The organism is Pseudomonas putida, from assembly GCF_009883635.2.
In the GTDB taxonomy this organism is placed as follows: Bacteria; Pseudomonadota; Gammaproteobacteria; order Pseudomonadales; family Pseudomonadaceae; genus Aquipseudomonas; species Aquipseudomonas putida_W.
The window spans coordinates 2,224,885-2,236,911 of the sequence record NZ_CP026115.2 but is presented as its reverse complement, the minus strand read 5'-3'; the positions used below and the strand labels follow the sequence as shown (position 1 = coordinate 2,236,911).

The 12,027-nt window shown below is 62.3% G+C and carries 6 protein-coding genes; 2 read left to right on the top strand and 4 right to left on the bottom strand.

Annotated features, from left to right (window positions below; translation table 11 throughout):
* Position 1: 1 nt before the first annotated feature.
* From betA to betI, 3 genes are all read right to left on the bottom strand, one after another.
* Positions 2–1,699 carry a choline dehydrogenase gene (gene betA / locus C2H86_RS10195; RefSeq protein ID WP_159412454.1) on the bottom strand — a complete coding sequence of 566 codons (1,698 nt, stop codon included), beginning with the start codon at positions 1,697–1,699 and terminating at the stop codon, positions 2–4.
* Positions 1,700–1,776: 77 nt separating this feature from the next.
* Positions 1,777–3,249, bottom strand: a complete 1,473-nt coding sequence (betB, locus tag C2H86_RS10190) for a betaine-aldehyde dehydrogenase (RefSeq protein ID WP_110633071.1) — start codon at positions 3,247–3,249, stop codon at positions 1,777–1,779.
* Positions 3,250–3,286: 37 nt separating this feature from the next.
* A complete protein-coding gene (gene betI / locus C2H86_RS10185) occupies positions 3,287–3,943 on the bottom strand; it encodes a transcriptional regulator BetI (protein ID WP_159412453.1) in 657 nt (218 codons plus the stop codon).
* A 533-nt stretch (positions 3,944–4,476) separates the two neighbouring features.
* Here betI and C2H86_RS10180 point away from each other — a divergent pair.
* Together C2H86_RS10180 and C2H86_RS10175 are read left to right on the top strand one after the other, a co-directional pair.
* Positions 4,477–6,423, top strand: coding sequence for a BCCT family transporter (locus tag C2H86_RS10180; RefSeq protein ID WP_240349714.1), 1,947 nt, complete (start codon positions 4,477–4,479; stop codon positions 6,421–6,423).
* Positions 6,424–6,584: 161 nt separating this feature from the next.
* Entirely contained in the window at positions 6,585–11,252 is a 4,668-nt protein-coding gene (locus C2H86_RS10175) for a dermonecrotic toxin domain-containing protein (RefSeq protein ID WP_159412451.1), read from the top strand.
* Here C2H86_RS10175 and C2H86_RS10170 read toward each other — a convergent pair.
* Positions 11,239–12,024 carry a divergent polysaccharide deacetylase family protein gene (locus C2H86_RS10170; protein ID WP_159412450.1) on the bottom strand — a complete coding sequence of 262 codons (786 nt, stop codon included), beginning with the start codon at positions 12,022–12,024 and terminating at the stop codon, positions 11,239–11,241. The genes C2H86_RS10175 and C2H86_RS10170 overlap by 14 nt on opposite strands.
* Positions 12,025–12,027: the final 3 nt, after the last annotated feature.

Sequence of the window (12,027 nt, the reverse complement as noted above, 5' to 3'; positions counted from 1 at the left end):
CTTACGCCTGCTTCACCTCACGCATCGCCTTGCCCTTCACCGGTGCACCGTTGGCTACGTAGTACTTGGCGGTGCTGCGCGGCAGTGGTTTGCGGTTGCGGATCTTGTCCGAGATCTTCTCGGCGATCATGATCGTGGTGGCGTTGAGGTTGCCGGTGATGATGATCGGCATGATCGACGCATCGACCACACGCAGGCCCTTCATGCCGTGCACGCGGCCTTCGCCGTCAACCACTGCCATGTCATCGGTGCCCATCTTGCAGGAGCAGGATGGGTGGAAGGCGGTTTCGGCGTGTTCGCGGATGAACTTGTCCAGCTCCTCATCGGTTTGCACGTGCTCGCCCGGGCTGATCTCGCGACCGCGGTACGGGTCCAGCGCCGGCTGGGCCATGATTTCGCGGGTCAGGCGGATGCCATCACGGAATTCCTGCCAGTCCTGCTCGGTGGCCATGTAGTTGAACAGGATGCTCGGGTGCTGGCGCGGGTTCTTCGACTTGGCCTGGATGCGGCCACGGCTTGGCGAACGCATCGAGCCCATGTGCGCCTGGAAACCGTGTTCCTTCACCCCGTTGGAGCCGTTGTAGTTAATCGCGACCGGCAGGAAGTGGTACTGGATGTTCGGCCACTCGAATTCAGGACGGGTGCGGATGAAACCACCGGCCTCGAACTGGTTGCTGGCGCCGATACCGGTACCCTTGAACATCCACTCGGCGCCAATGGCCGGCTGGTTCCACCACAGCAGCGATGGGTACAGCGACACGGGCTGGGTGCAGGCGTACTGCAGGTACAGCTCGAGGTGGTCCTGCAGGTTCTCGCCGACGCCCGGCAGGTCGTGCACCACCGGGATGTCGAGGCTTTCCAGAAGGGCGCGCGGGCCGACACCGGAGCGCTGCAGCAGCTGCGGCGAAGCGATGGCGCCGGAGCTGACGATCACTTCCTTACGGGCACGGGCTTCGACGCGCTCTTCGCTGTCGCCAACCAGGTAGGTCACGCCGATGGCGCGCTTGCCGTCGAACAGCACACGGTCGCTCAGAGCGTGGGTGACGATGGTCAGGTTCGGGCGCTTCTTGGCCTGGTCCAGGTAGCCACGGGCGGTGCTGGAACGGCGGCCGTTCTTGGTCACCGAACGGTCCATCGGGCCGAAGCCTTCCTGCTGGTAGCCGTTGAGGTCTTCGGTGCGCGGGTATCCGGCCTGCACGCCGGCTTCGACCATGGCGTGGAACAGCGGGTTGTTGCCGGCTTTTGGCGTGGCCACGCTGACCGGGCCGTCGCCGCCGTGGTAGTCGTTCGGGCCGATGTCGCGGGTTTCGGCTTTACGGAAGTACGGCAGGCAATCCAGGTAGGTCCAGTCTTCCAGGCCTGGCAGTTCCGCCCAGCCGTCGAAGTCCATGGCGTTGCCGCGGATGTAGCACATGCCGTTGATCAGCGACGAGCCACCCAGGCCCTTGCCGCGGCCACATTCCATGCGGCGGCCGTCCATGTGCGGCTCCGGGTCGGTCTCGTAGGCCCAGTTGTAGCGGCGGCCCTGCAGCGGGAAGGCCAAAGCGGCTGGCATCTGGGTGCGGAAGTCGAAGCGGTAGTCGGGGCCACCGGCTTCCAGCAGCAGCACGGTAACGCCGGCGTCTTCGGTCAGGCGGGTCGCCAGGGTGTTACCGGCGGAGCCGGCACCGACGATGATGTAGTCGAATTCTTGGGACATGAAAGTACCCTCGTGTTGGCGGTGATCAGGGAGCGGAAACGCCCGTGCGCAGTGCACGGGCGTGGCTGGACAGGGCCTTAGAAGACCGAGTTGTAGCCGCCCAGCTCGACCTGGACCGACTTGATGCGAGTGTATTGAGCCAGCGAGCTGACGCCGTTCTCACGGCCGACGCCCGACTGCTTGTAGCCGCCAACCGGCATTTCGGCTGGCGATTCGCCCCAGGCGTTGATCCAGCAGATACCGGCTTCCAGCTGGTGGATGATGCGGTGGGCGCGGGAGATGTCGTTGGTGCAGACACCGGCGGCCAGGCCGTAGTCGGTGTCGTTGGCACGGCGGATGACTTCTTCTTCGGTTTCGTAGGTGAGGATGCTCATCACCGGGCCGAAGATCTCTTCCTTGACGATGGTCATGTCGTCGGTGCAGTCAGTGAACACGGTCGGGGCCACGAAGGCGCCGTTGGCGAAGTCACCGGCAGTCAGACGCTCGCCGCCGCACAGTACGCGGGCACCTTCTTCCTTGCCCTTGGCGATATAGCCGAGCACGCTTTCCATGTGCTGGAAGCTGACCAGCGGGCCGAAGTTGGTGTTCTCGTCTTCAGGGTTGCCAACGCGGATGCGGGCAACGCGCTCGGCGATCTTGGCTTCGAAGGCAGCCTTCATTTCAGCCGGGATGAACACGCGGGTGCCGTTGGTGCAGACCTGGCCGGAGCTGTAGAAGTTGGCCATCATGGCGATGTCGGCGGCCTTGTCCAGGTCGGCGTCGGCGCAGATGATCAGTGGCGACTTGCCGCCCAGTTCCATGGTGACTTCCTTGAGCGACGAGCTCGAGGCGCTGGCCATGACCTTCTTGCCGGTGGTGGTGCCGCCGGTGAAGGAGACTTTCTCGATGCGTGGGTGCTCGGTGAGCCAGGTGCCGACTTCGCGGCCGCTGCCGGTCAGGACGTTGAACACGCCGTTCGGCAGGCCGGCTTCGGTGTAGATCTCGGCCAGTTTCAGGGTGGTCAGCGAAGTGACTTCCGACGGCTTGAAGATCATCGCGTTGCCAGCGGCCAGGGCCGGCGCGGACTTCCACAGGGCGATCTGGATCGGGTAGTTCCACGCACCGATACCCACGGTGACGCCCAGCGGCTCGCGGCGGGTGTAGACAAAGGACGATTCACGCAGCGGGATCTGCTCGCCTTCGATGGCCGGTACCAGGCCAGCGTAGTACTCCAGCACGTCGGCGCCGGTGACGATGTCGACGTAGCGGGTTTCCGAGTACGACTTGCCGGTGTCCAGGGTTTCCAGCATGGCCAGTTCATCGTTGCGCTCGCGCAGGATGTCGACGGCGCGGCGCAGGATGCGCGAACGCTGCATGGCGGTCATCGCGGCCCAGACTTTCTGGCCGCGCTCGGCGCTTTCAACGGCCTTCTCGACGTCAGCCTCGGTGGCACGTTGCACGTGGGCGAGGACTTCGCCGGTAGCCGGGTTGATGGCTTCGAAGGTGGCATCGCTGCCAGCGTCGACGTAAGCGCCATCAATGTAGAGTTTTTGCGTTCCGAAACGGGCCATAGTGTCCTCGCAAGTGCAGTGTGTGGTTGGCTGCGCGTCACGCTCCTGCCGGGTTGGCAAGTGCCGTGCGTGCTTGATCAGCGGCCTGGTCGGTTGTGCCCAGGGTGTGCTGTTTTGCCAGTTGTAGATCCATGTATTCGTATGCAATCCGTACTGCCTGGTCGGTGTCGAATGCATCTCCCGACAGGGCACCACGCAGCCACAGGCCGTCGATCAGGGCCGCCAGGCCGCGGGCTGCCTTGCGCGCATGGTAGAGCGGCAGGGCGCGGCGGAACTGGCAGCACAGGTTGGAATACAGGCGGTGATCGTTGATCCGCTGCAACCTGTGCAAATCGGGCTGGTGCATGCTGGAAGCCCAGAAGGCCAACCAGGTTTTCATTGCCGGGCCGTTCACCTGGCTGGCATCGAAGTTGCCCTCGATGATCACTTTCAGGTGGGCGCGCGGGCTGTCGTCCGTCAGGGCCTGGCGACGTGCTCTAACGCCTTCGTTGAGCATGTTCATGATGTAACCCATCGTCGCTGCGATCAGGCCGTTCTTGTCCCGAAAGTAGTGACTGATGATGCCGTTCGACACACCGGCCAAACGGGCAATCAGCGCAATGCTGGCGTCACCCAGTCCGACCTGATCGACCGCCTGCAACGTGGCTTCGATCAACTGCTGGCGGCGGATGGGTTGCATACCGACCTTGGGCATCTTGCTATCTCCTCAGGCCTGCGAGCAGACGACAGGCGGCTGACTCGGCGAAGGCCAGTCTATTTTGTTTTGATTGAACGTTCAATCAATAAAGAATAAGCTCTGCGACAATTTGTGCCATTGACAGTTTTTAAGGCCGTCGAGAAGGCACCGATTGACACCCCAGGAAATCGTGTAACCCCCGGAATACAAGGCGTTGACGGGCATGAGCGATGCGAAATGCAGATTCTGCCGTACGGTCACTGGCCCTGCGACAGGCCCTTGGAGCGGGCGGGGTGATCTGTGACGAATGCGCGCACCTCCGCTGAGGCGTGGCATTTTCAGCAGGCCACCTGTCTGTTTTTTTGCAACGTATCGATTCGGGATCACGGTTTCCAGGGTGCTTTTATAACACCTGATGCAGTGGGGATATTCCACCAATTGCTCGGGAAAGACTGATTAGCCTCCACAGCCGTACTGCCCGGAGCATTCGTGCAATGAGTTCTGCCTCACTTACCAAGCCCCCCGCCGAGAGGGTACGGGTCAACCGCGTGGTGTTCTTCACCTCCGCGCTGATGATCCTCGTTCTGACTGCCTTGTTGATCGCTGTACCCGAAACCGCCGGCCAGGTGCTGGGCGTGGCCCAGAAGTGGTTGACGCGCACCTTCGGCTGGTACTACATGCTGGTGATCGGCGGTTACCTGCTGTTCGTCATCTACCTGGCGTTTTCCGACTACGGCAAGCTCAAGCTTGGCGGCAAGGACGACCAGCCTGACTTCAGCTATGGCGCCTGGGCCGGCATGCTGTTCTCCTCCGGTATCGGCATCTCGCTGCTGTACTTCGGCGCGTCCGAGCCGCTGGACCACTACTTCAATCCACCGGAAGGCACCTCCGCCAGCCTCGAGGCCGCGCGCCAGGGCCTGCAGCTGACCTTCCTGCACTGGGGCCTGCATGGCTGGGCGATCTACGCCCTGGTCGGCCTGGCCGTGGGTTACTTCGCCTACCGCCACAACCAGCCGCTGGCACTGCGCTCGGCGCTGTACCCGCTGGTGGGTGAGCGCTGGGTCAAGGGTGCAGCGGGCAATGCCGTGGATATCTTCGGCATGTTCGTGACCCTGCTGGGCCTGGTGACCAACCTGGGTATCGGTTCCATGCAGGTTTCGTCCGGCCTGGAATACCTGTTCGGCATGGACCACAGCAAGACCAACCTGCTGGTGGTGATCCTGGTCATGGCCGGCGTGGCCACCGTGGCGGCGGTATCGGGTGTGGAAAACGGCATCCGTCGCTTGTCCAACCTGAACATCATGCTGTTCAGTGGCCTGCTGATCTTCGTCCTGCTGGGCGGCGAGACCCTGCACCTGCTCAACGGCTTCGTGCAGAACGTCGGCGACTACCTGAACGGCATCGTGCTGAAGACCTTCGACCTTTACGTGTATGAAGGCGAGGCCGGCAAGTCCGAGCGCTGGCTGGGCCTGTGGACCGTGTTCTACTGGGCCTGGTGGATCTCCTGGGGTCCATTCGTCGGTATGTTCATTGCCCGTATCTCCAAGGGTCGTACCGTGCGCCAGCTGGTCAGCGGCGTGCTGCTGATCCCGCTGGGCTTCACCCTGGCCTGGCTGTCGATCTTCGGCAACACCGCGCTGGACCTGGTGATCAACCAGGGCGCCGTGGAGCTGGGCAAAACTGCCCTTGAACAGCCGTCGATGTCGATTTATCAGCTGCTGGAATACTTCCCGGCGGCCAAGATCGTGATCGGTGTGGCGGTGTTCGTCGGCTTCGTGCTGTTCCTTACCCCGGCCGACTCCGGTGCGGTGATGATGGCCAACCTGTCGTGCAAAGGCGGCAAGGTCGACGAAGACGCTCCGCACTGGATGGTGGTGTTCTGGTCGGTGGTCATCACCCTGGTCACCATCGGTCTGCTGTTCGCCGGTAACTTCGAAGCCATGCAGACCATGGTAGTGCTGGCGGGCCTGCCGTTCTCGGTGGTGCTGGTGCTGTTCATGTTCGGCCTGTACAAGGCCATGAAGCAGGACGTGGCCGTTGAGCAGGAGCGTGCCGAGCTGGCCGCCCGTGGCCGCCGCGGCTTCACCGAGCGCCTGAGCCAGCTGGACCTGCAGCCAACCCAGGCCGTGGTGCAGCGCTTCATGGACAAGCAAGTCAGCCCGGCCCTCAAGGAGGCCGCGGCACAGCTGCAGACCCTGGGCTTCGAGGTGGAAACCCGTGTTGGCCAGTCGCGCAACATGATGGGCCTGCGGGTGATGATGGACGAGGGCAACCCGTTCGTTTACGAAGTGAGCCTGGACGGCTACATGGCCGCGCCGAGTGAAGCACCGGTGGAAGGCGAGCCGGAAGTGCGCCAGCGCTTCTACCGTGCCGAGGTGTACCTGCACGATGGCAGCCAGGAGTACGACCTGATGGGCTTTGCGCCGGAGCAGATCGTGCGCGATGTACTGGACCAGTTCGAAAGTCACCGCCAGTTGCTGGGGCGTGTGTACAGCTGACGAAGGCTACCGAGCAACAAGGGCCCGGTTCGTGAGAGCCGGGCCCTTTTTTGTTTCCGCTCGCTCGTGGCCGCGTCTGAAATAGCACAGCAGTATGTAATGCCACGCAGGGAGTACGCCTCTGCATTCTTGTGCCCTTTGACCGTAAAGGGCGCGCGTATATGTCTACCTTGGAAACTTCCCCTTTTGACTTCATGGCAGCGGTTGCAAGCCAGTTCGCCTCCCGGCCACGCCTGCGCGAAGTGCTAGGCAGGCAGTTGCTCGAACTGCTGCTCAAGCAGCTCCCCTACCTCGCTGCGACCCAGCCCCCGCTGATATCGGCCGCCCCGCTGATGCTCGATTCACCCGAACCGGGGCAGGGTTGGTGGACGACTCAACCGCTGGTCGATGCCGTACTCGCGGCCATGGCTGCCGGTGAAGAAATAGACATCGAACCGCTTGAAGGTCGTGACTACAAGCTGGGGCTGTCGGGTTCCTATCGGTTTGCGGGGTCCGAAAGTGTGTATGACACCTGTGCGCTCAGTGGCCTGAGCGAGCCACTGAATGAATTGATCGAACAGCTTCCCCGGCATTTCGCCCAGGCGCAGTTGGATTTCTGGCGCTCTCACGGCAGCGCGGGGGTCAGCCGTGATCGCTGGTTCCAGTTGCTGATCAAGCAGGCGATGCTGCGCAATCTGCCCCTGCAAGGGCTGGATGCCAGGGCTGTGGCTTGCGTGCATGGGCTGCTGTTGGGGGAAGATCCTCCTCCGGTGTATGCGTTGCAGGTCAGCCTGAGCCTTGAAGATCAGCAAACCAGCCTGCTGCTGCACAACCTGCTGGTAACCGGCGAATGGGATGAAGGCACGGTGGTGTTGTGGTGCGCCCCGTCGAGCGTCATCAGCGCGTTCGAGTCGCTGGACGCGTTTGCACAGGCGCTGTGCGATGAGCTCGCCAAGGACTATTGCTTCGATGCCATGACCTGGCAATGCCTTGCGCTTGAGGGCGATGCATTCGCCCAGCAAAGTGCCTTGCTGCTGGATGGCCTGCTGGAGCGCATCGAGCAGGTTCGCTATTCGCAGGTGGAGGACAGCGCTGCGCTGGAGCAGTTGTTCGCCAACCTGAGCGACCCCTCTCAAGCGTTCTACAGTGGCTACTTCATAGACCGGGACGTATGGCCCGAGGTGCTCCCAGCTCTGGCGGCATCCAGCGCCAGGGACTGCTTTGCCTGGCAGGAGGCGCAGTTCACGCTGGCGTTGTACCAGCTCGAGTCGAAGGGCGCAGGGTCACTGGACGATATCCAGGATCTACATGGCTATGTCAGCCAGCGACTCGCCGAACGCATGCGTGCGCTGCATCCGGACGAAGACATACCTGTGTCGGACGACATTGTACTCTCGCTGGGCATCGCGGCCGGTGTGCCAGGCGGGGCGGGTGTGGGTAGCGGTGGAGGCGAGCCGTTGGTGCCGGCCGGCAGCAAGTCACTGACTGAATTCGCCATTGGCAACCTGGCCGCTCTGCAGGGGGCGATCATTACTGGCATGGCCCGCCGGGATGGTGGTGTTTTGCCGAAATGGCTCGGCGTGGACTTTGCCAAGCAGTTGGTGGCCGATGTCGACATCGGCGGCCACTACCCCCGTTATGTCGCCGAGCGACTGGATGACACCGAGAGGCGACCGACAAGGGTCAGCCACTTCGCCCGGGAGTGGCGTGCCTCATTACTGTTCGCAGGGCTGCAGGCAAAACTGGCCGGCCGGCTGAGCGAGCGTGGTCTGCAATGCGTGACGGATTTTTGCCGAGGCCATATCGATGCCTTGGCCCCGACCCTCTCGCTGTTGCCGTTGGCGTTCAAGCGTCGGCCGACGACGACGGTGCGCGATGTGGTTGCCGGCATGTATGTGCTGATGTGCAGCCAGCCCTCGGTCGTGGTGCTCTACAGGCCGCTGTACCCGGATGATCCGCTCAGATCGTTCGCCAGTGAGCAGGCCATGCTGGAGGCGATTATCAAGGATCACGAGCTGGAGAGGAGCCTGCTTGAGTGGATGGCGCCAACTGCACGCCCGGTCTATGACAAAGGCGGCTTCGCTGAGCCGCACATTGAGCATATCGGTATCGATCCGTTCCTCAATTTCGAGTCGCCAGCGCCTGCCAGCCTGGCGGTCGAGCTCTGGGACGACGATGTGGATGAGAAGCTGTTTGTCGCGAACCGCAACCTGCTGGTCGCATTGGCCGATCTGCGTACTACGTCGACTGCGGAAAACCGCTGGGCCACGTTGTTGGAAGGTGCCTGGCTGGTGTTCAACACCGTAACGCTCATTTTCAATGGGCCGATTGCTTCGGTTACCTGGTTGCTGCAGACCGTGAAAAGTCTGGAGGCTGATCTTGAGGCCATCAGCGACGGTGAGCCATTCGACCGCTCCGCGGCCTGCGTTGATGTGCTGCTCACGTTAGGCGTGACCATGGCGCATTTACGGCAACCAGTCAGGCAACCGATGATGTCGACTCGGCTGCCGGATGCCAGGTTTTTCGAAGGGCCTCTGCGGCGTGAGGCGGTCAGGCAATGGGTCGACCCCGTGAGCCAGCCCCGCATTACGGCTTTATCCGGAGGATTGCAGGGTATAGCGGGGCATCAGCTTGACTTCTCGTGGCGCGGAAACCAGGGCTTCAATAGCTTGCCTGCCGCGAAGCGTGCGGCGCTCAGGGCGATGCGCGTGAGTGTTCGTCTAGATGACCTGGCGCCGCTGGACAGTGGAGATGGGCAGGGGACCTACCGGATCGGCACGCGACATTACGTCGAAATGGCCGCAGACGTCTATGAAGTGAACCTGCTGCCGGAGGGCGTGCGTGTGGTCGGCAAGCAGGGCGCAGTCGGGCCTTGGCTGTCCCTGGAGCACGGGGTCTGGCGCGTCGATAGCGGATTGCGTTTGCTGGGTGGGATGCCCCGAAGCATGACGGCGCAAAGGCTGGCCGCGACGCTAAAAGGGATGAAAAAGACAGCGGATGCGCTCACGGACCGAGTCAACGCACTTTCGGCCCTGTTCACCGAACAGGGCAAGGAAGTCCTTCGACTGCAGGGGCAGATCGAAACACTTGAGCGCCTCAAGGCCTCCGAGGTCATCAAAGCGCAGGCTAATCACGCGATGGTGCAGATGTATGCCGAGCGAATCACGCAGCTCGAGCCTGGTGTGCAGGAGGAGCGCCTGAAGTCCATTGCGACGATGGAGCAGGTCGTCAAACTCGACGATAACAAGATAGCGCTGTTCGACCAGATGCTGGAACCCAAGTACCGTGGGGGGCAGGAGGCTGATTTCGAGCAGTCGTTGAGGGACCAGCGTGCTCTGCTGACTGCCTCGCAGATCACCAACAACGACTTCGTCTTCAACGAATTGTGGCGCCTCGCCGACTACCCGAAGCACGATGCCCTGGTGACGGCCCTGAGTGGCAAGAAACTGCATGAAGTACGGCAGCCTTACCAGGCCTTCAGGCAGAACCTTGAGCGTGTGGTGGCACTGCAGGAACGGATGCTGGTCGCCAATGCGCAGCTCGACAAGTACTTGCCGCTCGTCAGTCCCGACGCGCAGGTTAACCCCGGTGTCGATGCCCGGACGATGGCCCAGCTGATCGGCCAACGGGCATTCACGACCGAAGACCTGCGCTTGCACCATGTGCTCAATCTGGCTGACCTGGCCTTGCACATGGATTCGGCCACGGGCTTGAGGAAATTGGTGAAATATCGGGGCGAGCTGGGTGGCAAGCTGTTCCAGAGCGCTGCCCGTGCCCATGGCGAGTCGATCATGGCCAACCTGGCGGTGGCGGATCGAGTCAGCATTCTCCAGGAGGCGTGGGACGAGTACTCGGCTGCGATAGTCAACAGTGATCTGATTGCCGCTGATGGAGGCAGCCTGGTCGATCCTGCCTTGCTCAAACAGTACAAGGATCATGTGCTGTTGCTCAAGGAGGACGCCGGGCGTCGCTTGGTAGAAGCCCGCGAGGTGCTCGAGGGAAGGGCTGGGCGTGTGCTGGACACCGGCATTTACCCCGTGCCGACACAAGCCCAGCATGTGATCCGCAATAGTGAAGGCGTCATTATCATCGCCACTGAGGAGCAGGAAGAGGGGCACTCGATCCTCGTTGTGCGTGAGCCCTTGAACCAGAACGTGGTGCAGCGTTTCGATCTACGCGAAGGGCAGTGGGTCGAACGTATCGATGCCGTGCCCGAGGCGGTGATTGACGAAGAGTCCGCAAGCGTCAGTAGCCTGGCGCAGGCACAGGCGCTGATGCAGGACAATGAAGCCATTCTCCGGCAAGCCCGGCTGTTTGTGTCGCAGGATATCAGCGGCAAGCATCTGGCTCGGCTGTTCGATGAGCAGATTGCCAGGTTGCAGGCGTTTGCCGTGGGGCTTTCGGAAGCGGACTCTGAGGCTGCCCGGCTGGTTGGCACCGCGCGCGGCGAATTGCAGGCGCACAAAGACGCACTGTTGACCCAGCTCTACACGCAGACGTCATATCCTGACGCGCAAGCCCTGCTGTACCTGCATGGACGGAAACTGATCAAAGTCGAATACGTCGGCCCTCGACAGCTCATGGTCGACGGCAGTGCGTTCGATGAGTACAAGGTCATGCGCCTGAAGGCCGCAGGCGAAAGCAAGGGCAAGGCGCTTTGGGCCGTACACTTCCACCTGCCCAGTGCCGGTGCTATGGCTGATGCGTTCACCCGCGGTCACCTCAAGCTTTGGGCGCAACGCTTCGAGAGCAATGCGAACAGCGGCTTCAAGCGTGACGCCTTGCCGGGCAGGCGGGTGCATTACGGCCCACTGACCTTGGAGCAGGCCCGAGGGATCATTCCATTCTGACCGGGCTGCTGTTGGTGTAACGGCCATGCTTGCCGTGGGCAGGCATGGCCTGGTTGCCGCGCACGGCAATCATCTGTGGCAGGGTGATCAGCTCGATGCCCTGGCTTTTCAACTTGGGGATCTCGCGTGACAGCACGTCGAGTGTCTGTGGATAAGGGTGGCCGATCAATACCGCAGAGCCCTGTTTGCGTGCCAATTCGACACCTTGGCGCAGTTGCCCGGCAATGGCCTCAGGGGTGCGCACGTCGTCGAGAAACACATCCCTGGACACATGCGCCAAGTCTTGTGCCTGTGCTTCGGCTGCCGCGACCGTGGCGGCGCTGGTTCGGCTGTCGACAAAGAACAGATGGCGTCGCCCCAACTCGCCCATCAACCACTTCATGGGTTCGCGTTGAGCTGTCATTCGGCTACCCATGTGGTTGTTGATGCCAGCGGCGTACGGCACCTTGGCCAAGGCCGCATCCAGGCGCTGCGCCAGCTCATTGATCGGGATGCCTGGGTGCCAGGCGTAGGGTCCGGTCGCAGGGTCCATGGGCATGTGCAGGATCACCGTCTTGCCGGCCTTGTGGGCCTGGCGGGCGAAGTCGGTGGCATGCGGGGTATCGGGCATGATCGCCATGGTCACCGGCCCGGGCAGGGCCAGCGTTCGACTGTCGCGATCGGCGCTCTGGCCCAGGTCGTCGATGATGATGCTCAGGTAGGCCTTGCCGGCCGGCGCCGCTTGCGCGACCCCGGCCATCAGGCAGAACAGCAGACACAGCAGATAACGCATGGG

Excerpts from the sequence above, each read along its gene's own strand:
- betI (WP_159412453.1), bottom strand. The coding sequence starts at position 3,943 with ATGCCCAAGGTCGGTATGCAACCCATCCGCCGCCAGCAGTTGATCGAA.
- C2H86_RS10175 (WP_159412451.1), top strand. The coding sequence starts at position 6,585 with ATGTCTACCTTGGAAACTTCCCCTTTTGACTTCATGGCAGCGGTTGCA.
- betA (WP_159412454.1), bottom strand. The coding sequence starts at position 1,699 with ATGTCCCAAGAATTCGACTACATCATCGTCGGTGCCGGCTCCGCCGGT.
- betB (WP_110633071.1), bottom strand. The coding sequence starts at position 3,249 with ATGGCCCGTTTCGGAACGCAAAAACTCTACATTGATGGCGCTTACGTC.
- C2H86_RS10170 (WP_159412450.1), bottom strand. The coding sequence starts at position 12,024 with ATGCGTTATCTGCTGTGTCTGCTGTTCTGCCTGATGGCCGGGGTCGCG.